At 68.2% G+C, this 21,736-nt stretch carries 26 protein-coding genes; 16 read left to right on the forward strand and 10 right to left on the reverse strand.

Annotation, left to right across the window (positions count from 1 at the left end; genetic code table 11):
* From D0Z60_RS06600 to D0Z60_RS06610, 3 genes are all read left to right on the forward strand, one after another.
* A complete protein-coding gene (locus D0Z60_RS06600) occupies nucleotides 1-456 on the forward strand; it encodes a MaoC family dehydratase (protein WP_118857509.1) in 456 nt (151 codons plus the stop codon).
* Between the two features lie 11 nt (nucleotides 457-467).
* Complete coding sequence (locus D0Z60_RS06605) at nucleotides 468-1,652, forward strand: acetyl-CoA C-acyltransferase (protein WP_118857510.1); 1,185 nt, start codon at nucleotides 468-470, stop codon at nucleotides 1,650-1,652.
* 246 nt (nucleotides 1,653-1,898) lie between these two features.
* Nucleotides 1,899-2,855, forward strand: a complete 957-nt coding sequence (locus D0Z60_RS06610; protein ID WP_162888117.1) for a hypothetical protein — start codon at nucleotides 1,899-1,901, stop codon at nucleotides 2,853-2,855.
* 16 nt (nucleotides 2,856-2,871) lie between these two features.
* Here the strand turns inward: D0Z60_RS06610 and D0Z60_RS06615 are convergent, their stop codons facing one another.
* Nucleotides 2,872-3,711: a prolyl hydroxylase family protein gene (locus tag D0Z60_RS06615; RefSeq protein ID WP_162888118.1), complete on the reverse strand. Its 840-nt coding sequence runs from the start codon at nucleotides 3,709-3,711 to the stop codon at nucleotides 2,872-2,874.
* Nucleotides 3,712-3,842: 131 nt separating this feature from the next.
* On the opposite strand from D0Z60_RS06615, the gene D0Z60_RS06620 reads away from it, so the two are divergent.
* Complete coding sequence (locus D0Z60_RS06620) at nucleotides 3,843-4,451, forward strand: DUF4126 domain-containing protein (RefSeq protein ID WP_118857513.1); 609 nt, start codon at nucleotides 3,843-3,845, stop codon at nucleotides 4,449-4,451.
* A gap of 6 nt (nucleotides 4,452-4,457) precedes the next feature.
* Here D0Z60_RS06620 and D0Z60_RS06625 read toward each other — a convergent pair whose 3' ends face one another.
* Nucleotides 4,458-5,153 carry a head GIN domain-containing protein gene (locus D0Z60_RS06625; protein ID WP_118857514.1) on the reverse strand — a complete coding sequence of 232 codons (696 nt, stop codon included), beginning with the start codon at nucleotides 5,151-5,153 and terminating at the stop codon, nucleotides 4,458-4,460.
* A gap of 98 nt (nucleotides 5,154-5,251) precedes the next feature.
* The gene (locus D0Z60_RS06630) at nucleotides 5,252-6,475 is read right to left on the reverse strand and encodes a polyhydroxyalkanoate depolymerase (protein ID WP_118858475.1); all 1,224 of its coding nucleotides are present in this window, start codon (nucleotides 6,473-6,475) and stop codon (nucleotides 5,252-5,254) included.
* A 132-nt stretch (nucleotides 6,476-6,607) separates the two neighbouring features.
* Between D0Z60_RS06630 and D0Z60_RS06635 the strand changes: the two genes are divergently transcribed.
* The 7 genes from D0Z60_RS06635 to D0Z60_RS06665 all read left to right on the forward strand — a co-directional run bounded on the left by D0Z60_RS06635 (nucleotide 6,608) and on the right by D0Z60_RS06665 (nucleotide 13,401).
* Nucleotides 6,608-8,389, forward strand: a complete 1,782-nt coding sequence (locus D0Z60_RS06635; protein ID WP_118857515.1) for an ABC transporter transmembrane domain-containing protein — start codon at nucleotides 6,608-6,610, stop codon at nucleotides 8,387-8,389.
* Nucleotides 8,390-8,464: 75 nt separating this feature from the next.
* Nucleotides 8,465-9,016: a fasciclin domain-containing protein gene (locus tag D0Z60_RS06640; protein ID WP_118857516.1), complete on the forward strand. Its 552-nt coding sequence runs from the start codon at nucleotides 8,465-8,467 to the stop codon at nucleotides 9,014-9,016.
* 123 nt (nucleotides 9,017-9,139) lie between these two features.
* On the forward strand, nucleotides 9,140-9,706 hold the full coding sequence (locus tag D0Z60_RS06645) for a sigma-70 family RNA polymerase sigma factor (RefSeq protein ID WP_118858476.1): 567 nt from the start codon (nucleotides 9,140-9,142) through the stop codon (nucleotides 9,704-9,706).
* A complete protein-coding gene (locus tag D0Z60_RS06650) occupies nucleotides 9,703-10,452 on the forward strand; it encodes an anti-sigma factor (RefSeq protein ID WP_118857517.1) in 750 nt (249 codons plus the stop codon). The genes D0Z60_RS06645 and D0Z60_RS06650 overlap by 4 nt, the downstream gene beginning before the upstream one ends.
* A gap of 36 nt (nucleotides 10,453-10,488) precedes the next feature.
* Complete coding sequence (msrB, locus tag D0Z60_RS06655) at nucleotides 10,489-10,983, forward strand: peptide-methionine (R)-S-oxide reductase MsrB (RefSeq protein ID WP_118857518.1); 495 nt, start codon at nucleotides 10,489-10,491, stop codon at nucleotides 10,981-10,983.
* Nucleotides 10,983-12,689 carry a cytochrome c biogenesis protein DipZ gene (locus D0Z60_RS06660; protein ID WP_118857519.1) on the forward strand — a complete coding sequence of 569 codons (1,707 nt, stop codon included), beginning with the start codon at nucleotides 10,983-10,985 and terminating at the stop codon, nucleotides 12,687-12,689. Before msrB ends, D0Z60_RS06660 begins: the two co-directional genes overlap by 1 nt.
* Nucleotides 12,690-12,726: 37 nt before the next feature.
* Entirely contained in the window at nucleotides 12,727-13,401 is a 675-nt protein-coding gene (locus tag D0Z60_RS06665) for a phytanoyl-CoA dioxygenase family protein (protein WP_118857520.1), read from the forward strand.
* A gap of 57 nt (nucleotides 13,402-13,458) precedes the next feature.
* Here D0Z60_RS06665 and D0Z60_RS06670 read toward each other — a convergent pair whose 3' ends face one another.
* The 6 genes from D0Z60_RS06670 to D0Z60_RS06695 form a co-directional block, all read right to left on the reverse strand.
* Nucleotides 13,459-13,890: an ExbD/TolR family protein gene (locus D0Z60_RS06670; RefSeq protein WP_420822783.1), complete on the reverse strand. Its 432-nt coding sequence runs from the start codon at nucleotides 13,888-13,890 to the stop codon at nucleotides 13,459-13,461.
* Between the two features lie 25 nt (nucleotides 13,891-13,915).
* Nucleotides 13,916-14,398 (reverse strand): ExbD/TolR family protein, encoded by a 483-nt coding sequence (locus D0Z60_RS06675; RefSeq protein WP_118857522.1) that lies wholly within the window; start codon nucleotides 14,396-14,398, stop codon nucleotides 13,916-13,918.
* Nucleotides 14,399-14,490: 92 nt separating this feature from the next.
* Entirely contained in the window at nucleotides 14,491-15,303 is an 813-nt protein-coding gene (locus D0Z60_RS06680; protein ID WP_118857523.1) for a MotA/TolQ/ExbB proton channel family protein, read from the reverse strand.
* A gap of 46 nt (nucleotides 15,304-15,349) precedes the next feature.
* Nucleotides 15,350-15,994 (reverse strand): energy transducer TonB, encoded by a 645-nt coding sequence (locus D0Z60_RS12010; protein WP_275896709.1) that lies wholly within the window; start codon nucleotides 15,992-15,994, stop codon nucleotides 15,350-15,352.
* Between the two features lie 195 nt (nucleotides 15,995-16,189).
* Nucleotides 16,190-16,627: a dihydroneopterin aldolase gene (locus D0Z60_RS06690; protein WP_118857525.1), complete on the reverse strand. Its 438-nt coding sequence runs from the start codon at nucleotides 16,625-16,627 to the stop codon at nucleotides 16,190-16,192.
* On the reverse strand, nucleotides 16,628-17,356 hold the full coding sequence (locus tag D0Z60_RS06695; protein WP_118857526.1) for an SDR family oxidoreductase: 729 nt from the start codon (nucleotides 17,354-17,356) through the stop codon (nucleotides 16,628-16,630).
* Nucleotides 17,357-17,452: 96 nt separating this feature from the next.
* Between D0Z60_RS06695 and D0Z60_RS06700 the strand changes: the two genes are divergently transcribed.
* From D0Z60_RS06700 to D0Z60_RS06715, 4 genes are read left to right on the forward strand one after another with little or no spacing between them, the layout of a single operon-like run.
* Nucleotides 17,453-18,016, forward strand: coding sequence for a DUF1285 domain-containing protein (locus D0Z60_RS06700; protein WP_118857527.1), 564 nt, complete (start codon nucleotides 17,453-17,455; stop codon nucleotides 18,014-18,016).
* Nucleotides 18,013-18,594, forward strand: a complete 582-nt coding sequence (locus D0Z60_RS06705) for a CoA pyrophosphatase (RefSeq protein WP_118857528.1) — start codon at nucleotides 18,013-18,015, stop codon at nucleotides 18,592-18,594. Before D0Z60_RS06700 ends, D0Z60_RS06705 begins: the two co-directional genes overlap by 4 nt.
* Nucleotides 18,591-19,775 carry a CCA tRNA nucleotidyltransferase gene (locus tag D0Z60_RS06710; protein WP_118857529.1) on the forward strand — a complete coding sequence of 395 codons (1,185 nt, stop codon included), beginning with the start codon at nucleotides 18,591-18,593 and terminating at the stop codon, nucleotides 19,773-19,775. Before D0Z60_RS06705 ends, D0Z60_RS06710 begins: the two co-directional genes overlap by 4 nt.
* Before the next feature lie 2 nt (nucleotides 19,776-19,777).
* Nucleotides 19,778-20,605 (forward strand): ion transporter, encoded by an 828-nt coding sequence (locus tag D0Z60_RS06715; RefSeq protein WP_118857530.1) that lies wholly within the window; start codon nucleotides 19,778-19,780, stop codon nucleotides 20,603-20,605.
* Here the strand turns inward: D0Z60_RS06715 and D0Z60_RS06720 are convergent.
* Complete coding sequence (locus D0Z60_RS06720; protein WP_162888119.1) at nucleotides 20,571-21,371, reverse strand: hypothetical protein; 801 nt, start codon at nucleotides 21,369-21,371, stop codon at nucleotides 20,571-20,573. The two genes, D0Z60_RS06715 and D0Z60_RS06720, sit on opposite strands and share 35 nt — an antisense overlap.
* 120 nt (nucleotides 21,372-21,491) lie before the next feature.
* Between D0Z60_RS06720 and D0Z60_RS06725 the strand changes: the two genes are divergently transcribed.
* Nucleotides 21,492-21,710, forward strand: coding sequence for a DUF2061 domain-containing protein (locus D0Z60_RS06725; RefSeq protein WP_118857532.1), 219 nt, complete (start codon nucleotides 21,492-21,494; stop codon nucleotides 21,708-21,710).
* Nucleotides 21,711-21,736: the final 26 nt, after the last annotated feature.

A 21,736-nucleotide genomic window follows, 5' to 3' on the forward strand; every position in this document is an offset into this window, starting at 1 on the left:
ATGCCGATCGCCACGCTCGACGACATCCGCGCCAAGGTCGGCCAGCCGCTCGGCTGCTCGGACTGGATCGCGGTCGGGCAGGAGCGGATCGACGCCTTCGCCGAGGCGACCGAGGACCGCCAGTTCATCCATGTCGATCCCGCGCTGGCGCGCCGGACCCCGTTCGGCGGGACGATCGCACACGGCTTCCTGTCGCTATCGCTGCTGAGCCGGATGGCGGCCGACGTGATGCTGGTTCCGGACAGCGCGCGGATGGTCGTCAACTACGGGCTCGACCGGGTCCGCTTCCTCGCCCCGGTGCGCTCGGGCAGCCGGGTGCGCGGCCATTTCACGCTTGCTTCGGTCGACGAGAAGTCGGCCGGGCAATATCTCGTCAAGCACGACGTCACGGTCGAGATCGACGGCGCCGAAAAGCCCGCCCTCACCGCCCAGTGGCTCGGGCTGATCATCACCTGAAGGAGCACATCATGTCCGTCCGCGATGCCGTTATCGTCTCTACCGCGCGCACCCCGATCGGCCGCGCCTACAAGGGTGCATTCAATGCCACTCCGGGCGCGACGCTCGGCGCCTTGTCGCTCCAGCCCGCGATCGAGCGCGCCGGGATCGACCCGGGCGAGATCGACGATGTGGTGTGGGGCGCGGTGCTGACCCAGGGCACCCAGTTCGGCAATATCGCGCGCCAGGTCGCGCTGCGCGCCGGCTGCCCGGTCGGGGTCGCGGGGCAGACCATCGACCGGCAGTGCGCCAGCGGGCTGATGGCGATCGCCACCGCCGCCAAGCAGGTCGTCGTCGACCGCATGGATATTGTCGCCGCTGGCGGCCAGGATTCGATCTCGATGGTGCAGACGCCCGAGATGCGCATTGCCATCGATCCGTCGCTCGTGGCGATGCACAAGAATGTCTACATGCCGATGCTGCAGACCGCCGAGACGGTCGCCCAGCGCTACGGCATCGGCCGCGAGGCGATGGACGAATATGCGCTCCAGTCGCAGCAGCGCACCGCCGCCGCCCAGGCGGAGGGGCGGCTCGCCGCCGAGATCGTGCCGGTGACGGTCGAGATGGGCATCAAGGACAAGGAGAGCGGCCAGGTCTCGATGCGCCAGGTGACGCTCGACAAGGACGAGGGCAACCGGCCGGAGACCACGCTCGAAGGGCTCCAGTCGCTTCAGCCGGTGCTCGGGCCTGGCACCAGCATCACCGCCGGCAACGCCAGCCAGCTGTCCGACGGCTCGTCGGCGTGCATCGTGATGGACGCGGCGCTGGCCGAGAAGCGCGGGATTGAGCCGTTGGGTCGTTACATCGGCATGGCCGTGGCCGGCACCGAGCCCGACGAGATGGGCATCGGCCCGGTCTATGCGGTGCCGAAGCTGCTCGAGCGGTTCGGGCTCAAGGCGGACGACATCGGCCTGTGGGAATTGAACGAGGCGTTCGCGGTGCAGGTGCTCTATTGCCGCGACAGGCTCGGCATCCCCAATGACAAGCTCAACGTCAACGGCGGCGCGATCTCGATCGGACACCCCTATGGCATGAGCGGCGCGCGCCTCACCGGCCACGCGCTGATCGAAGGCAAGCGCCGCGGCGAACGCTATGTCGTCGTCACCATGTGCGTCGGCGGCGGAATGGGCGCGGCAGGCCTGTTCGAAGTCCTGTAGCGCCGAGCGCAGCGACGCCGGCGCGAAGCGCCGCCAGCCCTGATCGAGAGACGCGAAAATCCCGTGATGTCCGTTCGGACGCGCCCGCTGGCCGGCCTCCAGTAACAGCCCGCCTTGTAGCCCGCGCCGGCCTCCGACCCCGGAGCTCGCTTGACTTGCACTCGATCCCGGCGATGCTGGCCCCGACGATCTTCAGTTGGAGCGTGGCGTATGGTGTCGCGAGTTTCCCGTTTCCGGCTACCCGTCTTGGCCCTCGTAGCGGCCGGTCTGGCCTTGGCCACAATCAGCTCGGCGAACGCGCAGTTCTATACCTTCTGCTACGCTTACGGCGACAGGAACTCCGACGAGATCCAGGTGCTGACCGAGATCGTCGAAAGTTCGACAAGCTTTGGCGACTTTGACCGCAAGCAAGCCTGGTTCGACTTGGTCGAAAAAAACCCGACTGCCCGTCAGCGAGTCTCCCGAAATGGTGGTACTGGAGGCGATTGCAGCACCTATTCGAAGCGTGAGAGCGCGGAGCGCTTGCACGCTGAAAAACGTGCCAAGTACATTTACTCCGATTTGCTTCCGGTTAGGCTCGCCAATACCGTCGCTGTTGAAAATCGCGACAAGGTCGAGATCGTGATTCCGCGCTCAGCGGGCAATCAGGACTCCGCTTCGGGACAGGCCCGGCCTCAGGACGTCCGCCGGACAAGTGAGGAAGTCGCCGTCCGCAATGCCCGGCGACAGGCGGACTATGATGCGGCATTGAAGGCTCGGGACGAGCAGATCGCCCGGAGTAGGGCCGCCCATGCCGCAGCAGTCCAGCGCGGCGCCCAAGCGGTCGAGGATTATGCGGCAGCCGCCGACCAGCATGTACGCGAGCTCAATGCCGTGAAGGCCGAGGGTGCTCGACGCCAGGCCGAATATACGGCGCAGCTCCAGCAGTTCCGCTCATCGACGACGGCGCAATGCGTCCCGTCGTCCATCGGCGTCGCTGGCGCCTGGGCGAAAGATGAGGCAGCCGCACGCTTGAACCTCGAGCGAATGCGTTCGTCGCAATGCGGCGTTGCGCCGATCACGAATATCGTCTGTCGCTCGGCGAACTTCAGCCTGCCAATCGCAGGGCGCGCCAAGCTTGCAAACGAGTATGAGTGCTCAGGGATCTGCATGGGCGGATTGCAATGCGAGCAAGGCGCGCCTTCGGCCGCTGTCCGTCGCTGATCGAGAACGAAGGGCTCTAGCTCAAGAAATCCGTCCCTCTGATCCAGCGGCTGGCCATCCATTTCACCCCGTCGCTCACCGGCAGTCCGGCGTGGATCATGCGCGGGTCGGGATTGTCGTTCATCAGGACATTGCGGAACACCAGCATGTCGCCGACCTCGCCGCGCACGCGCACCTTGATCTTGGGAAAGTCGGTCTCGCCGCCGACGAAGCCGTCGTTGAGCCAGATCAGGGCGGTCAGCACGCGGACCGAAACATTGTCGGGCGAGGTGCCGTCGTGGTGCGGTTTGTATTGCTGGCCCGGCGCATAACGCAGGATGTTGAGCGGTTCGCCCCAGCCGGGCTCGGTGCCGGTCGCGTCGGCGATGCAGCGGTTGACCTCCTGCACGACAAGATCCTCGGCAACCGGCGGAATGTGCGCCGCCGAAGCGTCGCGCGCCGGGTCGAACGCGGCCTCGCCCGACAGGTTCAGGATCGATGCCTTTTCCATCCATGGCGTGCCAAGGATCATCAGATAGCGGCACTCGGCGGCGCTGAACAATTTGGGATAAAGCGCGATGTAGGGGTCGCGCGACACGATCGTCGGGCGGACGCTCTTCAGCCTGGCGCGGCACGTCATATGGTCGAGGAAGGCGTGCTGGAGCGCCGCGAAACGGTCCTCGCGCGCGAGCTCCGCCAGCATCTGCCGGGCAGCGACCGGGTCCGGCGCGCAGCCGATCCCGGCGGCGGTGAAATAGACCCACGCCCGCCGTCCGTCCTCGTAGCCCAGGCTCGCCGCCTGGCGCACCGCGGCCAAGGCGGCAGCGCGATCGGGCGGACCGAAGTCGCCGAACAGCCGCGCCTCGGCCAAGGCCATCGCCGCAGCGCCATCGCTCCTTGCTTGTCGTTCGAGTTCGGCCAGCTCCACCATCGCGCCAAATTGCCGCGCGCTTGTCCTTTTGTCACGCCGCCCTAGACTCGGCGCCTCAAGGCGTAGGGAGCGGTCCGATGGGTGCACTCGAAGTCGTGGCCCTGGCCGCATCGACCAGCCTGCTCGCCGGCTGGCGGCTGTACCTCGTCACTTTGGTCACCGGAATCGCCATGAAGTTCGGCTGGATCGCGCTGCCGGACCAGCTTTCTGCGCTCGATGTCATCGCCAGCCCGTGGGTGATCGGCGCCGCGGCGGTCGGGACATTGGCCGAATTCTTCGCCGACAAGATCGCCTGGGTCGACAGCGCGTGGGACGCGATCCATTCGTTCATCAGGCCGCTGGGCGGCGCCCTGCTCAGCCTGGCGATCGTCGATTCGTCTGACCCCGCCTGGCAGGTCGCCAGCTTCCTGCTCGGTGGTGGCGGCGCGCTGATCGCCCATGCCGGCAAGGCGGGCGCGCGCACCCTGGTCAACGCCAGCCCCGAGCCGTTCAGCAACATCGCCGTGTCGACCGCCGAGGATGTCGCCACCGGCGGCCTGCTCGCCTTGGCCATCGCCAACCCGATCGCCGCCGCGCTGGTCGCGCTGATCCTGGTCATCGGCTCGCTGTGGCTGGTGGTCGCCGCGCGCCGCGCGCTCAAGGGCCTGCTCGAGCGGGTCGCGCCGCCGCGGCGCCCGGTGGGCTAGCCGAAGCTAGCCTACCTTGCGCACCCGCCCCGAGCCGTTGTTGATGGTCGTCACGGCCGAGGCCGAGCCGCGATAGCGCACCTCGCCGGAGCCGTTGATCACGCTGCTCAGCGAGCGCTCGGCGTTGACCTCGACATCGCCGCTGCCCGACACCACCACCGAGGCGTTGGCCGCGGCGAGCCCGCGCGCGTCGACATTGCCCGATCCGTCGACCGCAACCGCCAGCGATGCGGTCCGGCCGAACGCGCTGATGTTGCCCGACCCACCGATCGCCAGCGCCAGCCTGCTTCCCGACACGCCTTCGATGCGCCCGCTGCCGCTGCCGTTGAGCGCCATCGCGTCGAGCGCCGAAACGGTGATCACGATCCGCACCGGCTTGCGCGTGCGGTAGGAATGGCGCGCGTCGAGGATCAGCTTGCCGCGCTTAATGTCGCTCCTGAGCAGCGGCAGGATATTGCTTTCAGCGGTGATGGTCAGCGACGGCGCCGGCCCGACGCGCACCACGATCTCGCTCGTGCCGCGCGATTCGATCTGCGTGAAATTGCCGATCGGGCGCTGCTGGGTGACGATCTGGCCGTTGCCGGTAACCGGTGCCCGCCCGTCGACAAGCACGCTCGACCAACCCTGGGCGAAGCCGTCCGTTGGAGCGAGGAACAATGCCGCCGCGGCGGCGATGGTCAGCAAATTAGCAAATCTACGCATCGCGACTCTCCTGATGACGCTACATTTGTAGCGCCCCGGACGCCCTGCGCCATCGCCTTTCGACGAACGGATGAACGGCCTTTCGGAAAGCGCGGCGCCTAGCGCGCGTTGGCGGCGATGAACTTCTCGACCACCGGTGCGATCCGCTCGCGCCACTTGCGGCCGTTGAAGATGCCGTAATGGCCAACGTCTTTGGCCATCAGATATTGCTTCTTGGCCGCCGACAGCTTGGCCGCGAGGTCGAGCGCGGCGCGGGTCTGGCCGAGCCCGGAAATGTCGTCGCGCTCGCCCTCGATCGTCAGCAGTGCGGTGCGCGTGATCGCCTTGGGGTCGACCAGCCGGCCGCGGTGCCTGAACTCGCCCTTGGGCAGCAGATGGCGCTGGAACACAACGTCGACGGTCTGGAGGTAGAAAGCCGCGTCGAGATCCGCGACCGAGCGGTATTCGTCGTAGAATTCGCGGGTCGAATCCGCGCTCTCCTCGTCGCCGACGACGAGGTGCTTGAACATCTCCCAGTGCGAAACGAGGTGGCTTCCGAGGTTCATGGTCATGAAGCCGGCGAGCTGGAGGAAGCCCGGATAGACCTGCCGACCGGCGCCCGGATAGATCATCGGCACGGTGGCGATGACGTTGCGCTGGAACCAGGCGTGCGGCCGCTCGGTCGCCAGCGAATTGACCGCGGTCGGCGCCTCGCGCGTGTCGACCGGCCCGCCCATCATGGTCAGCGAGCGCGGCGTCGCGGGGTGCTTGTCGGCATTCATCAGCGCGGTCGCCGCAAACGCCGGGACCGACGGCTGGCACACCGCCAGCATGTGCGCGCCGGGCCCGATCTGCTCGAGGAACGCGACCAGGTAATCGATGTAATCGTCGAGGTCGAAATCGCCCTCCTCGACCGGCACCATCTTCGCGTCGCGCCAGTCGGTAATGTAGACGTCATGTTTCGGCAGCATCCGCGCCACCGTGCCGCGCAGCAGGGTCGCGAAATGGCCGCTCATCGGCGCCACGATCAGCAGCTTGGGGCCGGGATCGGCAACGTCGACCTTGCGGAAATGCTTGAGCTGGCCGAACGGCTTTTTCAGCACGACCCGCTCGTCGACCGCGACCAGGCTCTTGCCGACCTGCACCTCGTCGATTCCGAACTCGGGCTTGCCGCGCGGCGCCGAGGCGTGGGCGAACACGTCGAGGCTGGCGGCGACCACCGGGCCCATCGAGCCGTAGCCGAACGGATTGGCCGGATTGTTCAGCCACCCCGCGCCCATCGAAGCCATCCGGCTCGCCCCGGCGAGGAACGAGCGCTGCACTTCATAGGCGTCGTAAAGCATCCGGATTCCTTGATTGGGGACGGTGACCAAACAGTCTGGCGGCCATTCGTTCCGTCTTCAATCGAAATGCTGCGCCGCACTTGCCGCATTGCAGCGATTGAGGCGCCGCGGCCACACTGATAGGGCGCGCGCATGGCCTCCGCCCCACAGCATCAGCGTCCCAAGGGGCGAAGCCTCGGCAGCCTCAAGATGGTGTGGGGTTTTGCCCGGAAATATCCGCTCCAGCTCGCCGCGGCGCTCGCCGCTTTGCTGGTCGCCGCCGCCGCGACCTCCGGCGTGCCCTATGCCTTCAAGCTGATCATCGACCGCGGCTTCGGCGCCGACGGCGGCGGCGGCGGCGACATCGCCCGCTGGTTTGAATATCTTTTGTTCCTGGTGGTAATCATGGCGCTCGCCACCGCCGCGCGCTTCTATGCGGTCAGCTGGATCGGCGAGCGGGTGGTGGCCGACATCCGCCTCGCGGTGCACCGCAACCTGCTGCGCCAGTCGCCCGCCTTCTTCGAAGAGAACCGGCCGGCCGAGATCACCAGCCGCATCACGGTCGATACCGCGCTGATCGAGCAGGTGGTCGGCTCGGCGGTGTCGATCGCGCTCCGTAACCTGATCATGGGCACGGTGTGCGCGGCGATGCTGTTCGTGCTCGCGCCCAAGCTCGCCTCGATGCTGCTGCTCGGCATCCCACTGATCCTCGGGCCGGTGCTGATCCTCGGCGGCCGGCTGCGCAGCGTGTCCGCGAAAAGCCAGGATCGCATGGCCGACGTCGGCACGGTCACCGGCGAGGTGCTGGGCGCGATGAAGGTCGTCCAGGCGTTCAACCAGCAGGGCCGCGAGGCCGAGCGCTTCACCGCCGCCACCGAAACCGTGTTCGCCACCGCCAAGAAGCGCATTGCGCTCCGCGCAATCATGACTGCGCTGTTCATCCTGATCATCTTCGGATCGGTGACGATGATCATCTGGGCCGGCGCGGTCGATGTCGCCGCCGGGCGCATGTCGGGCGGCACGATCGCCGCCTTCGTGCTCTACGGCGGGCTGGTTGCCGGCGCGTTCGGCGCGCTCAGCGAGGTCTATGGCGACCTGCTGCGCGCGGCCGGCGCGTCCGAGCGGCTCGGCGAGCTGCTGGTCGTCGAGCCGGCGATCACCGCCCCCGCCGACCCGGCCAAGCTGCCCGAGCCGCCGCTCGGCAGCCTGGCGTTCGAGCACGTCACCTTCCGCTACCCGACCCGGCCGGAAGTCGCGGCGCTCGACGATTTCTCGCTCGCCGTGGCACCGGGCGAGATGCTTGCCGTGGTCGGGCCGTCGGGCGCCGGCAAGACCACCTTGTTCCAGCTCGCCCAGCGCTTCTACGACCCGCAGGCCGGGCGCGTGCTGCTCGACGGCGTCGACCTCACCGCCGCCGACCCGGCCGACGTCCGCCAGCGCATCGCGATGGTGCCGCAGGAGGTGGTGATCTTCGCCGCCTCGGCGCGCGACAATTTGCGCTACGGCAATTGGGACGCCGACGAGGATGCCATCTGGCAGGCCGCGCGCGACGCCAATGCCGAGGGCTTCCTGCGCGAGCTTCCCGACGGACTCGACACCTTCATGGGCGAAGGTGGCGCGCGGCTGTCGGGCGGCCAGCGCCAGCGCATCGCCATCGCCCGCGCTTTGCTCCGCCACGATGCGCCCTTGCTGCTGCTCGACGAGGCGACCAGCGCGCTCGACGCGGAGAGCGAGCAGCTCGTCCAGCAGGCGCTCGAGCGGCTGATGGCGCGGCGCACGACGATCGTTATCGCCCACCGCCTCGCCACCGTCCGCGCCGCCGACCGGATCGTCGTGATGGAGAGCGGGCGTATCGTCGAACAGGGCCGCCACGCCGATCTCGCCGCCCAGGCCGGCCTCTATTCGCGCCTCGCCAGGCTTCAGTTCGACGCCTGACGCATCCGTTCGGCAATCGCGCCCGTATCTCCTGACGCCCGCCTCGAGCGGATACGAAAAAAGGAGAGTTTTCCCATGTTGTCGAACCGCTTCATCTTTGCCCTTGCCGGCTCCGCAATGCTCGCCGCCGGAGCCCCCGCCGTCGCCAAGAACCCGATGGTCGGCGGAGCCGCCATGTACCCCAACAAGAATATCGTTCAGAACGCAGTCAATTCGAAGGACCACACCACGCTCGTCGCCGCGGTCAAGGCCGCCGGCCTGGTCGAAACGCTCTCCGGCAAGGGCCCGTTCACGGTCTTCGCGCCGACCAACGCAGCCTTCGCCAAGCTTCCCGCCGGAACCGTCGAGACGCTCGTCCAGCCCGCCAACAAGGGCACGCTGACCTCGATCCTTACCTACCATGTGGTGCCCGGCAAGATCACTGCGCAGCAGATTGCCGCCAAGGCCCGCGCCAACCGCGGGACCGCGACCTACTCCACGGTCAATGGCGGAACGCTCAGGTTCCATGCCAAGGGCCGCGGCTGGGCGGTGATGGACGCCAAGGGCAACATGGCCATGATCACGATTGCCAACGTGATGCAGAAGAACGGCGTCATTCACGTCATCGATACGGTGCTGATGCCCTAAGCCCCCTTGGGCCCGGCACCCGCGGCGGGAGCGAACGGCGGTGGCATTCCTGGGCCTCGCCGCGCACGCTCCCGCCGCACCCTCTGCTTTCCTTTCGCGGCGCCATTCGCCATGACCCTGACGATGACCAGACCCGCGGAGGCCAGCGACGAAGCGCGGCGCGAGCTTGCCGCCTTGTTCCCGGCCATCGCCTCGGGCGACCGCCGCGCCTTCGCCGCGCTTTACCAGCGGACTTCGGCCAAGCTTTACGGGGTCGCGCTGCGCATCCTCGGCAGCGAAACCGACGCTCAGGAGGTGCTCCAGGACGTCTATGTATCGGTGTGGCGCAATGCCGGGCGCTTCCGGGCCGATCGGGCCAGCCCGATCACCTGGCTCGCAGTGCTCGCCCGCAACCGGGCGATCGATCGTATCCGCGGCCGCAAGCCCGCTGCCGCCTCGCTCGACGAGGCCGGCCATCCAGCGTCGGACGATCTGAACGCGCTCGAGCAGCTTGAGCAGGCCGGCGAGCGCGAACGGCTCGATCATTGCCTCGGCGAGCTCGACGAGCAGCCGCGCCGGGCGATCGTCGCCGCCTTTCTCGACGGCGCCAGCCACAGCCAGCTGGCGCAGCGCGAAGCTGTCCCGCTGGGCACGCTCAAGAGCAGGATCCGCCGCGCGCTCATCGCGCTCAGAATGTGTCTCGAATCATGACCGCCGACCGTCTCACTCCCGATGATCGCTCCGCCCTCGCCGCGGAGCTCGCGCTTGGCCTGCTCGAAGGCGACGAGCTTAGCGACGCGCGTGCGCTCGCGGCCCGCGACGCTGCGTTCCGCGCCGAAGTCGAACGCTGGGGCGCGCGCTTCGCGCCATTGCTCGATAATGTCGCCGACAAGGTACCCGAGCCTGCCATCTGGCAGTCGATCGAAGCGGCCATCGAGCCTGCTCGCGGCGCGGCCAATGACGATCAACCCGATCTCCGCCGCCGGCTTGCCCGTTGGCGGATGGCTTCGGGCGGGCTCGGCGCGCTTGCCGCCGCGCTGGCGCTGGTCCTGTTGACCCGCCCGCAGCCCCAGGCGGCGCCCGCCACCGCCCCCGCGCCGCAGATTGCGGCCGCCACGCCGATGGTCGCCATGCTCGCCGGCAACGACCCCGCCCCGGTGCGGCTCGTCGCCAATTGGGACCCGGCCGCGCGCCAGCTGATCGTCACTCCGGCGATGACCCCGCCGCACGACCCGGCGCGGGCGATGGAGGTGTGGGTGATCCCCGCCGACGGCACGCCGCATTCGATGGGCCTGATGCCGGCCGAAGGGCCGATGCGCGGCACGATCGACCCGGCGATGGGTCGGTTGCTGCGTTCCGGCGCAACTCTCGCCATCTCGATCGAACAGCCCGGGGGCTCGCCGACCGGTGCGCCCCAGGGCCCGGTGGTCGCGCGCGGTGAATTGATCGCCGCCTGAGCGCATCCGTTTGCGCTTGCGGGGCGTATCTCCTGCATGACGACGAATATCCCCCTATCGCGCCGCGCCATGCTCGGCGGCTGCGGCGCGGTCGCCGCGCTGACGGCCGCTCCGGCATTCGCCGCCCCGGCCAAGTCGCGCCGCTTCGAGGTGCAGATGAGCGACACCCAGTGGCGCGCCAGGCTCGGGGCGGAGCGCTTCCGGATCCTGCGCAGGGCGGGCACCGAGCGGCCGTTTACCTCGCCGCTCAACCGCGAGAAGCGGCGCGGCGTGTTCTTCTGCGCCGGCTGCGACCTGCCGCTCTATCCGTCGACCGCCAAGTTCGACAGCGGCACCGGCTGGCCCAGCTTCTGGCGCGCCTTCCCCGGCGCCACCGGCACCAGCCGCGACCGCACGCTCGGCATGACCCGGGTCGAGGAACATTGCCGGCGCTGCGGCGGCCATCTCGGCCACATCTTCGACGATGGCCCGCGGCCGACCGGGAAGCGGCACTGCATCAACGGCCTCGCGCTCGTTTTCCGCCCCGCCTGATGCTCGTCTTCCTGCTCGCCTTTCTCGGCGGCATCCTCACCATCCTCAGCCCGTGCATCCTGCCGGTGCTGCCGTTCGTCTTCGCGCGCGCCGATCGCCCGTTCCTGACCAATGGCCTTCCGCTGCTCGCCGGAATGGCGGCGACCTTCGCGCTGTTCGCCACCCTCGCGACGCTCGGCGGCGAGGCGGAGCTGGCCGCAAGCCAATGGGGCCGCTGGCTGGCGCTGGCGCTGCTCGCCGGCTTTGCCCTGCTGCTGATTTTTCCGGCGCTGGCGGAGCGCGCGATGCGGCCGCTGGTCGGGCTGGGCAATCGCCTTGCCGAGCGCAGCGATCAGGGCGGCGGCGGCGTCGGCGCGTCGTTGTTGCTCGGCGCAGCGACCGGCCTGCTGTGGGCGCCGTGCGCGGGCCCGATCCTCGGCCTCATCCTGACCGGCGCGGCGCTCGGCGGGGCGAGCGCCAACACCGCCTTGCTGCTGTTCGCCTACAGCGCCGGCGCCGCGACCAGCCTCGCGCTTGCACTGCTCGTGGGAGGCCGGGTCTATGCCGCCATGCGCCGCTCGATCGGCACCGGCGAGACGGTGCGCAAGCTGCTCGGCGTGCTGATCCTGCTCGGCGTCGCCGCGATCGCCCTGCGGCTAGACACCAAGGTGCTGGCCCGGCTGTCGAGCGGACCGACCAACCAGGTCGAACGCACGCTGGCCGGCTGGCTCGGGCTCGGCGAGACCATGCCCGCCAGCAGCACCGATCTTGGCGACAAGGGCCCGATGCCGCCGATCGACGGCGCGACGCTGTGGCTCAACTCCCCGCCGCTCGACCGCGAGGCGCTCAAGGGCAAGGTCGTGCTGGTCGATTTCTGGACCTACAGCTGCATCAATTGCATCCGCACCGTGCCCCACGTCGAGGCCTGGCATCGCCGCTACGTGCGCGACGGGCTGGTGGTGGTCGGGGTGCACACGCCCGAGTTCGCGTTCGAGCGCGATCCGGCCAACGTCCGCCGCGCCATCGCCGACTTCGGCATCACCTACCCGGTCGCCGTCGACAACGACTGGAAGATCTGGCGCGCGTTCGACAACCGCTACTGGCCGGCGCATTATCTGATCGACGCCAACGGCCGCCTGCGCCGCTTCCACTTCGGCGAGGGCGGCAAGGACGAGACCGAAGCCGCCATCCGCCGCCTGCTCGCCGAGGCCGGTCGCCGCCCCGACGCGCGCCGCGCCGAGGTCGCCACCAGCGGCGCGGCGATCGCGTCGAGCGGCCAGGTCTATACCCGCGAAACCTATGTCGGCTTCGGCCGCGCGGAGAAGTTCGTCTCCCCCGGCGGCTTCGCGCGGGATGCCGACAAGGCCTATGCCGCCCCGCCGGCGCTCGCGCTCGGCGAATGGGCCTACGCGGGCCCTTGGAACGTCACCTACCAGCGCGGCCGATCGCTCGCGCCGGGCGCGGCGCTGTCGATCCGCTTCAAGGCGCGCGACCTCCACCTCGTGCTTGGAAGCGCGAGCGGCGAACCGGTGCGCTTCACGGTCACGCTCGACGGCCAGGCGCCCGGCGCCGACGCGGGCGTCGACATCGCCGCCGACGGCACCGGCACGATCCGCGGCCAGCGCCTCTACCAGCTCGTCCGCCACCGCTCCGGCGCGCGCGAGCGGACCTTCACCATCACCTTCGAACAGCCCGGCGCCGAAGCCTACGCCTTCACCTTCGGCTGAATTGGCGTTCACGGCGCCTGAGGTCTAGTTTGTGCCGATGACATCGGATTGGGAATACGACCGAGACGGTGCGCTCCGCTTCGTCGGCGCGGCTGCCGAGCATCTCGCGTACTTCGCCTCCCTGCCGCCATTCGCGGCCGAAAACTCGCCGCCCGGGAAGCGGCTGTTTAACATGCCAGCGCTTGCCGAGCGCCTGACGGGCGGCCCCATTGGCGATCTTGCCCGGCGAGTCTTGGGTGACACCGCACGGCCCGTTCGGGCGCTGGCGTTCGACAAGCGCGCTGATTGTAACTGGGCCCTGGATTGGCACCAGGATCGCACCATCGCGGTGCGGCGGCGTCTGTCGATTCCCGGCTTTGGTCCGTGGGGGCGCAAGATCGGCCAGTTGCACGTCGCTCCGCCCCAATCGATCCTCGAACGCATGTTGACCGTTCGCATCCACCTCGATGAGGTAAGAGCCGATGACGCGCCGCTTCTAGTGGCTCCGGGATCGCATCGACTTGGCCGCATCGCCGAGCACGATATTCCGCGGGTTGTCGCCAAGCTCGGCGCGCGTAGCTGCTTGGCCGCGCCCGGCGATGTCTGGGTATACGCAACGCCTATCCTGCACGCCTCGCGCTTGGCCCAAGGCAACGGCCGACGCCGTGTCCTCCAAGCCGACTATTCGGCTGATCCGCTTCCTGGCGGACTCGAATGGACTGGTGTCGGCTGAACGAAAAAGGGCGGCCCCGAAGGACCGCCCCCTTGTCTCGATCGCGCTGGGCGCGTGCTACCATTTGAGGTAGCGCTCGTTGCCGACGAAGCCCATCTTGGTGACGTTGGCGCGCTTGGTCACGGCGAGCACCTCATCGACCAATTCGTAGCGCGCTTCCGATTCCGGCTCGAGGTGAAGCTCGGGCACCGGGTTCATCTGCTGCGACGCCTCGAGATACAGCCGCAGCTGCTCGAGATCGACCGCGGCGCCGTTCCACAGCACGCCGCCCGCCTGGTTGATGATGATCTTGTTCTTGATCGGGTCGACCGGCGGCGGGGTGTCGTTCTGCTGGTTCTGCGGCAGGTCGAGCTTCACCGCGTGGGTCTGCGGCGGGATGGTGATGATCAGCATGATGATCATCACCAGCATAACGTCGATCAGCGGCGTCGTGTTGATCTCCATCATCGGCTCGCCGGCCGAGTTGTCGGAGGTGGTTTGCATTGCCATGGCGGCGGGTCCTCGAAACTGAAGCTTACTGGTTAACCAGCGGGTTGGGCTGCGAGATGAAGCCGACGCGGGCGAAACCGGCGCGCTGCATGGTGATCACGGCGCCGCCGATGCAGCGGTAGGGCGTGTTGATGTCGCCGCGGATATGCGCTTCGGGCATATTCTCCTCGGTGACGTTCTCCGGCCCGCCGACGTCCTTGATCAGATCCTCGAGCTGCTTGACCGCCTTGTCGAGCAGCTCGTCGCTGTCGACCCGGGTCAGGTTCCAATAGACCTCGCACTCGCCGCCGGGGCCGGCGCGGACCGACAGGTTGACGTTCTCGGGCTTGGTCTGGGTGACCTCATAGGCGACCGTCGGCAATTGCACCGGGATCGACTGCAACACCACCGGGACGGCGATGAGGAAGATGATCAGCAGCACCAGCATCACGTCGACCAGCGGCGTGGTGTTGATGTCCGACATCGGGATGTCGTCGTCGCCGCTTTCCTGGCCTACGCTCATTCCCATGGATTCAGGTTCCTACCGAAAAAGACGTTCTTGAACTTGGCGTTTTCCGCGAGGGACCGGCGCGGCACTCCGGCCGGCCCCTCGCAAAGGATTTAGCTGACTCGGTCGGACTGGGCGCCGGTCGAGGTCATTCCGGTGCGCAGCGGTTCGCTTCCGCGCTGGGTCGGAGCGGCCGCGGTCTTGGTCTGCGCGCGCGGGCTGACGGTCGCCATCGCCGGCTTCACCGAACCGCCCGAGGCGAGGTAGCCGTGGACGTCGTTGGTGAACGCGCCAAGGTCTTCCATGATCGTCTTGTTGCGGCGGATGAGCCAGTTGTAGGCGAGCACCGCCGGAACCGCGACGATCAGGCCGAGCGCGGTCATGATTAGCGCCTCGCCGACCGGACCGGCGACGGTGGTGATCGAGGCGTCGCCGGTGGCGCCGATCTTGATCAGCGCGCGGTAGATGCCGACGACGGTTCCGAACAGGCCGATGAACGGCGCGGTCGAGCCGACCGTGGCGAGGAACGCCAGGCCTTCGCCGAGGCGGGCGCCGATCGCACCCTGCGAGCGGGCGAGGCCGCCGGCGACCCACTCATGCTGGTCGACCGGGTCGGTCAGCTTGCTGTGCTGGTCCTGGGCGAGCAGCGCGTCGTCGACGATCGCGCGATAGGCGCTCTTCTGGTCGAGCTTGGTCGCGGCTTCCTTGAGGTTGGCCGAATTCCAGAAATTGGCGCGGACCTTCTTGCCCTGGTTGATGATCTTCTGCTGCTGCATCAGCTTGGTGAACAGGATGTAGAAGCTGGCGATCGACATCACGATCAGGATGATGAAGGTGGCCCACGAAATGATACCGCCCTCGTTGAGCGCGTTCAGCAGGCCGAATTCCTTGCCGTGAACGGCGGCGCCCGAAGCTGGAGTTGCCATAGTTTTCGACTTTCCTCTGTGTTTTCGCTTTGGTTGAATCAGTCAGCTATTGAAGCTGCCATCGGATCGGAATGGTGGGCGTCTTGGCGGTCGTCGGGTTGCCGCTCGAATCCTGCGCCGGCTCGTACCGGGCGCGCGCCTTGGCGATCCGGCAGGTGGTCGAATCCAGCGCGCGCGACCCGCTCGACCCGACGACTGCGCAGTCGGTCGCGCGGCCATTGGGACCGATCGTCAGCACGATCCGGACGGTGCCCTGCTCCTCGTTCTCGATCGCGCTCTGCGGATAGTCGTCCGCACTGAACTGCGCCTGCAGGCTGCCCGACAGCGACTTCGGCTGCGTGACCCGCGGAGCGGGCGGCGGAGCCGGCGGAGCGGGCGGCGCAGGGGTATAGACCGGCGCCGGCGGCGGCGGCGGGGTCAGCGGCGTCGGCGGGCTCTGGATCGGCGACGGAATATTGATCCGGGTGAGCGGCGGCGGAGCGCTGATTTCCGGCGGCGGGGGAAGCGGCGTGTCTTCCGGCGGGGGCGGCGGCTCCTCGGGGGGCGGCGGCTCTTCCTCGACGTTGACGACCTTCAGCTCCTCGAGCTTCTCCTTGACCGCATTATAGGCCAGGCCGGTCACGATCGCGTAACCGAGGACGATGTGGATCAGCGCGACGACGATGATCGCAGCCGTCCGGTTGGAGCTCATTTGTCTGCGTTGGGCGTAGGACATTAACCCGCGGCTCTCCTTCCATTCCGCGACCAGGGGCCGCGGCCAATTTTGCGAAGCGCGGTCTCGCGCAAAGCTTGTCGAGACTGCCGATGTATCAACATATCATCGGCCGAACGACGCGCCTCTCTAATGAAGCCAAAATGGTGGCGCAACGACTTTGTTCCCGAATCGTCATGACTCTCGTCGGGCGATTGGAGCAAGCCCTTCGAACGACGCGATTTCTATTCCGACCCCGGCAGCGTCCGCATAAATATCCGGCTTGGACGTAACGACGCGCAGCGCGCTCACCCCGTGCAGCGCCGCGACCCGCTCGTAGATGCGCCGCGCAAGCGTCTCCTGGAGGTTGTAACGACGCTCGGCCGCGAGGCGGCGGATCTCGGTGCGCAGGAAGTCGTAATCCCACGCGTGGGCCGGATCGTCGTCGGCGGGGGCGTCGAGATCGCTAAGCCACAGCTCGACCGTCACCAGCAAGCGCTGCGGAGCGCCGACTTCATAATCGTGGAAGCCGATGTCGGTCATCACTTTCAGCCGCTCCAGCAGGATCCGGTTGGAGCGCACCGCCAGCGCGCGCGGAATCAATCCCTCAAGCTTGCCCGTCTCGTCGCTCATTCAAGGCTCCAGATGCTGCACGTCGCGCGGCAGTGCGAGGAAACGCTGGCCGCCGTCGATGACGATCGTCTGGCCGGTCACCGCCGGCGCTTCGATCAGATAGCGCAGCGCCGCGACCACGTCGCCCGGCGTGACCCCGCGGCCGAGCGGATTGTGCGCATGCATCGCCGCGAAATTCGCCTCGCTCTGGCCGGGCGAGCGCAACATCAGCGCGGGCGCGATGGCGTTGACCCGGATCCCTGCGCCCGCGAACGCCCGCGCCGCCAGCTCGGTGTAGCCGGCCAGCGCCATCTTCGACAGCGTGTAGCTCAGGAAATCGGGATTGGGCGCGGCGAGTTTCGAATCGAGCAAATTGATCACCAGCCGGTCGCCCTGCCCGCCCGCCGTAGCAAACCGTTCCGTAAGCAATGCCGGTGCGCGCACGTTGACCGCCATGTGCGCGTCGAACTCGTCGCTGCTGAACGCTTCGGCACGGTCCTCGGCGAAGCGCGCGGCATTGTTGACCAACAAGGCCGGCGGCGGGAGGTCGCCGAGCGCCGCGAAGATCCGCTCGGCGCAGTCCGGCGCGGCGAGGTCAGCCGCGACCTTGATCGCGCCCGCGGGCACCTCGTCGCCGTCGCGCCGCACATGCGCCACCACCGCCCAGCCGTCGGCCAGCAGCGCCTCGGCGATGGCCCGCCCGACCCTCTTGCCGGCCCCGGTGACGATCGCGGTGCGACGCTTGTCCATCGCTCGTCATTGCGAGGAGCGGAGCGACGAAGCAATCCAGTTTCGCGCCGACGCTGGATTGCTTCGTTCCGCTCGCAATGACAGGAGGGATGGCCGATGCCCGAGACCCGCCCCCCGATCCGCGCCGCCGGGCGCTCGCTGGCCGATCTCGCCGCGGCGCTCGACGGCAAGAGGCTACCGCCGGTCAACCAGTGGAATCCCGAGCATTGCGGCGACAGCCAGATGCGCATCGCCGCCGACGGCAGCTGGTTCCACATGGGCAGCCCGATCGCCCGCCCGGCGATGGTCCGGCTGTTCTCGACCGTGCTTCGCCGCGAGCCCGACGGCAGCCACGTGCTGGTCACCCCGGTCGAGAAATTGACGATCGAGGTCGAGGTGACGGCGTTTCGCGCCGTGGCGATGACCAGCGAGGGCACCGGCGACAGGCGCCGCATCGCATTCGAGCTCGACCATGCCGACGCGGTGATCCTCGGCCCCGCCCGTCCGCTGATCCTCGCCGAGGACGCCAACGGCCCGAGCCCGCGTGTCGCGGTCCGCCACGGGCTCGAGGCGCTGATCGTGCGCCCGGTCTATTACGAGCTTGCCGCCATCGCCCTCGACGAAGCGCACGACCCGCCCGGCGTGTGGAGCGACGGCGCCTTCTTCGCGCTCGACCGGTGACCATCGCCGATCGCCTCGCGCTGGCGCTCGCCGGCCCGGCCCCCGACGGCCTGCAGCACGGCGACCTGTTCGAGGGTGACTCGGAGGCGGGCCACGACGCCGCGGTGCTGGTCGCGATCACCCAACGCACCGAGCCCGGAGTCCTTCTGACGGTGCGGCGCGAGCATCTGCGCGCCCACGCCGGCCAGGTCGCCTTCCCCGGCGGCCGGCTCGACCCCGGCGAGGACCATGTCGCCGCCGCGCTGCGCGAAGCGTATGAGGAGATCGCGCTCGACCCGGCCCACGTCCGGCCGATCGCCACCGCCGACCCCTATCGCACGATCACCGGCTACCGCGTCGTTCCGGTCGTTGCCGCGATCCCGCCCGATCTCGACCTCGCGCCGCACGAAGACGAGGTCGCCGAGCTGTTCGAGGCGCCCTTGTCCTTCCTGGTCGATCCCGCCAACCACCGCCGCATGAGCACCGACTATCAGGGCGTCACGCGTCATTATTGGCAGATCGACTGGAACGGCCGGCGGATCTGGGGCGCGACCGCGGCGATGATCGTCAATCTCGCGCGCCGGCTCGAGCTCGCGTGAAGCTCGACGCCGCCGCCTGGCGCGCCAAGCGCGGGATCGCGCGGATCCTCGCCGCGCTCGATTCCGACAGCGGCTGCGTGCGCTATGTCGGCGGAGCGGTGCGCGACGAATTGCTCGGCTTGCCGGTCAGCGACATCGACCTCGCCACGCGGATCCTGCCCGAGCGCGTGCTCGAGCGGCTCGCCAAGGCGCGGATCAAGGCGGTCCCGACCGGCATCGCCCACGGCACGATCACCGCCATCGCCGACGGCCAGCCGGTCGAGATCACCACGCTGCGCAGCGACGTCTCGACCGACGGCCGCCGCGCCACCGTCGCCTTCTCCGACGACTGGCGCGCCGATGCCGAGCGCCGCGACTTCAGCATCAACGCGCTTTACGCCGACCCCGCGACCGGCGAGATCAGCGACTTCTTCGGCGGCCTCGACGACCTCGCGGCGCGCCGCGTGCGGTTCATCGGCGACCCGCTGAAGCGAATCGCCGAGGACCATCTGCGGATCCTGCGCTTCTTCCGCTTCCACGCCCGCTTCGGCTCGGGCGATCCCGACCCGGCAGGCCTTGAAGCTTGCACTGCGCGGGCCAACGATCTGATGGCCCTGTCGCGCGAGCGGATCGCCGACGAATTGACCAAGATCCTCGCGATCGACGATCCAACCCCGACCGTCGCGCTGATGCTCGAGCGCGGGATCCTCGACCCGGTCGTCCCCGAGATTGCCGGCGCGCAGCCGCTCGCCGCCCTCGTCGCGGCCGAACGCTCCGCCGGCATCGCCGCCGACCCGCTGCGCCGACTCGCCGCTCTGCTCCCGCCCGACCCTGCGGTCGCGACCGACGTCGCCGCCCGGCTCAAGCTGTCGAACAAGGCGCGCAAGCGCCTCGCGCTCGCCGCCGACCGCGACCTCGACGCAAGCCCGCGCGCGCTTGCCTATTGGATCGGCCCCGAAGGCGCGATCGACCGCCTGCTGCTAGCCGATCGCCCGGACGATGCCGCGGCGCTCGCCGCCTGGTCCGTCCCGCGCCTCCCGATCACCGGCGGAGCGCTGATCAAGCGCGGCGTGCCGCAGGGCCCGGCGGTCGCCGCCACCTTGCAGGCGATCGAACGCGAGTGGGTCGCCGGGGGCTTTCCCGACGGCGAAAATTGGGAGACTATCGTCGCGGCACGGATCGCGGCGGCCACGGGGGGCTAGGCATGGCATCGGCGCTGAGGCGGCGCGTTTACGTTGAGCTCGAGCCGCGCGCCCGCGACGGCCAGGGCCTGAGCGCCACCAACAAATTCCTCGTCCTGTGCATCATCATCGCCTCGGCGCTCGCCATCCTCGATACCGAGCCGATGGTCTCGTCGGGCCGCGAGGACGGCTTCCGCCTCGCCGAGCTCGCGTTCGGCGCCATCTTCACCGTCGAATATCTGCTGCGCCTGTGGATCGCGCCCGACAATCCGGTGTGGGCGAAGCATCGCTTCCCGCGCCTGCGCTACGCGTTCAGCGTCCAGGCGATCATCGACTTGCTCGCGATCGTCCCGACATTCTTCGCGTTCGGCGGCGGCGGCAGCGTCCTGCTGCGCTTCTTCCGGGTGCTGCGCATCATGCGCCTCGCCAAGCTCGGCCGGATGTCCTCGGCGTGGCAGGACCTGGCGACCGCGCTTTCCGAGCGCCGCCACGAGCTGTTCCTGACCATCAGCATCGCCGGCTTCGTGCTGCTCGTCGCCTCGACCCTGATGTATTGGGCCGAGGCCGACGCCCAGCCCGACAAGTTCGGCTCGATCCCGCGCGCGATGTGGTGGTGCATCGTGACCCTCACCACCGTCGGCTACGGCGACGTGTTCCCGATGACCGTGCTCGGCAAGGGTCTGGCGGGGCTGGTCGCGCTGGCCGGGATCGGCCTCATCGCCATGCCGACCGGGATCCTCGCCGCGGCGTTCAGCGATGTCGTCCAGCGCCGCCGCGAAGCCGCCCGCCTCGCCGCCGAAGCGCGCAAGGCGGGCGTCAGTCGATCTTCAGCGCCGGATCGATCAGCTTGAACGCCTCGGCATCGACGCAATTGCCATACACCCTGCGCCGCATCGCCAGGCTGGTATTCGAACTGTCGAACGCCTTGTTGTTGAGTTGCTTCTCGAAGGCTCCCCGCTCCTCGGCGGTCAGCGCGTAGCCGAGCTCCTTCAGCGAATCGACGTTCTGCTTGCTAATCAGGGTGATCAGCCCGTTGTCACGGTCGAGCCGGGCAACCAGCTGTAGCAACTCGCGCCGGTCGCCGGGCAGCACCTCGCCGTTGAGCCACAGGCTGTTGAGCCCCGAGGTGCGCTCATTTTCCTGATTGTTGACAAATTGCATCTTGGCGAACGAGCCATAGAGCCCCGACCACATCGCCCGTCGCTCGACCGGGACGCTGTCGAGCGCGCCGCTGGCGAGCGCCCCGCGATAGGCGTCCTCGCTGATGCTGCGCGACGGCGTGCGATAGATACGCCGCACGAGAAACAGGTCGTTGTCGGTATAATCGTAGGCGAACGCCTTCCAATCATTCGTCCCGGCATTCAGCCGCTCGGCGATTTGCCCCAATCGGTCGCGCAGGCAGCGATGAACCGCAATCCGCTCGACCGAATTCGCGATATTGCCGTAAATCTCCTCGCGGATCCGCGTCTCGGCGTCCTTCGCCGCTTTTAGCGATTGGCGCTCATTGGCCCATTGCTGCGCGTAGAGCGCGATCAGCACGCCGAACACGACGATCATCAGCTCGACCAGCCACTCGCCCACCTGCCGCCGCCGCCGCGCGGTAAATCGTAACAGCATCGCCTGACCCCCTGCCCCGAAGGGGACGCTAGGGCATTTCCGGCCGAATGAAAGCGCCCTTCGAGCCGGCCCGCGAACAAACTGCTGGAACATAGCCGCAAGGCCAGTCATTCTAGCCCGATGCCCCGCGACATCGCCAAAACCCTCACCTATCTCGCGATCCACCTCACGATCGGCTTTTCGGTGGCCTATGCCTTCACCGGATCGCTTTCGATCGCCGGCGGGATCGCGCTCATCGAACCGTGCATCAACGCGGTCGCCTTCTTCTTCCACGAAAAGGCGTGGGCGCGGAACTGGAAGATGAAGTGGAAGGACGGCAACAGGATGCTCGCCGGCTAGCGTTTCGCGCGCCGCCGACTTAATCT

The sequence above is a fragment of the Sphingomonas mesophila genome, assembly GCF_003499275.1.
GTDB classification, from domain to species: Bacteria; Pseudomonadota; Alphaproteobacteria; order Sphingomonadales; family Sphingomonadaceae; genus Sphingomicrobium; species Sphingomicrobium mesophilum.

Excerpts from the sequence above, each read along its gene's own strand:
- D0Z60_RS06720 (WP_162888119.1), bottom strand. The coding sequence starts at position 21,371 with ATGCTGTTACGATTTACCGCGCGGCGGCGGCGGCAGGTGGGCGAGTGG.
- D0Z60_RS06635 (WP_118857515.1), top strand. The coding sequence starts at position 6,608 with ATGGCCTCCGCCCCACAGCATCAGCGTCCCAAGGGGCGAAGCCTCGGC.
- D0Z60_RS06600 (WP_118857509.1), top strand. The coding sequence starts at position 1 with ATGCCGATCGCCACGCTCGACGACATCCGCGCCAAGGTCGGCCAGCCG.
- D0Z60_RS06690 (WP_118857525.1), bottom strand. The coding sequence starts at position 16,627 with ATGAGCGACGAGACGGGCAAGCTTGAGGGATTGATTCCGCGCGCGCTG.
- D0Z60_RS06715 (WP_118857530.1), top strand. The coding sequence starts at position 19,778 with ATGGCATCGGCGCTGAGGCGGCGCGTTTACGTTGAGCTCGAGCCGCGC.
- D0Z60_RS06620 (WP_118857513.1), top strand. The coding sequence starts at position 3,843 with ATGGGTGCACTCGAAGTCGTGGCCCTGGCCGCATCGACCAGCCTGCTC.
- D0Z60_RS06645 (WP_118858476.1), top strand. The coding sequence starts at position 9,140 with ATGACCAGACCCGCGGAGGCCAGCGACGAAGCGCGGCGCGAGCTTGCC.
- D0Z60_RS06640 (WP_118857516.1), top strand. The coding sequence starts at position 8,465 with ATGTTGTCGAACCGCTTCATCTTTGCCCTTGCCGGCTCCGCAATGCTC.
- D0Z60_RS06675 (WP_118857522.1), bottom strand. The coding sequence starts at position 14,398 with ATGGGAATGAGCGTAGGCCAGGAAAGCGGCGACGACGACATCCCGATG.
- D0Z60_RS06630 (WP_118858475.1), bottom strand. The coding sequence starts at position 6,475 with ATGCTTTACGACGCCTATGAAGTGCAGCGCTCGTTCCTCGCCGGGGCG.
- D0Z60_RS06625 (WP_118857514.1), bottom strand. The coding sequence starts at position 5,153 with ATGCGTAGATTTGCTAATTTGCTGACCATCGCCGCCGCGGCGGCATTG.
- D0Z60_RS06680 (WP_118857523.1), bottom strand. The coding sequence starts at position 15,303 with ATGGCAACTCCAGCTTCGGGCGCCGCCGTTCACGGCAAGGAATTCGGC.
- D0Z60_RS06665 (WP_118857520.1), top strand. The coding sequence starts at position 12,727 with ATGACATCGGATTGGGAATACGACCGAGACGGTGCGCTCCGCTTCGTC.
- D0Z60_RS06650 (WP_118857517.1), top strand. The coding sequence starts at position 9,703 with ATGACCGCCGACCGTCTCACTCCCGATGATCGCTCCGCCCTCGCCGCG.
- msrB (WP_118857518.1), top strand. The coding sequence starts at position 10,489 with ATGACGACGAATATCCCCCTATCGCGCCGCGCCATGCTCGGCGGCTGC.
- D0Z60_RS06660 (WP_118857519.1), top strand. The coding sequence starts at position 10,983 with ATGCTCGTCTTCCTGCTCGCCTTTCTCGGCGGCATCCTCACCATCCTC.
- D0Z60_RS06695 (WP_118857526.1), bottom strand. The coding sequence starts at position 17,356 with ATGGACAAGCGTCGCACCGCGATCGTCACCGGGGCCGGCAAGAGGGTC.
- D0Z60_RS12010 (WP_275896709.1), bottom strand. The coding sequence starts at position 15,994 with ATGAGCTCCAACCGGACGGCTGCGATCATCGTCGTCGCGCTGATCCAC.
- D0Z60_RS06615 (WP_162888118.1), bottom strand. The coding sequence starts at position 3,711 with ATGGCCTTGGCCGAGGCGCGGCTGTTCGGCGACTTCGGTCCGCCCGAT.
- D0Z60_RS06670 (WP_420822783.1), bottom strand. The coding sequence starts at position 13,890 with ATGGCAATGCAAACCACCTCCGACAACTCGGCCGGCGAGCCGATGATG.
- D0Z60_RS06605 (WP_118857510.1), top strand. The coding sequence starts at position 468 with ATGTCCGTCCGCGATGCCGTTATCGTCTCTACCGCGCGCACCCCGATC.
- D0Z60_RS06700 (WP_118857527.1), top strand. The coding sequence starts at position 17,453 with ATGCCCGAGACCCGCCCCCCGATCCGCGCCGCCGGGCGCTCGCTGGCC.
- D0Z60_RS06725 (WP_118857532.1), top strand. The coding sequence starts at position 21,492 with ATGCCCCGCGACATCGCCAAAACCCTCACCTATCTCGCGATCCACCTC.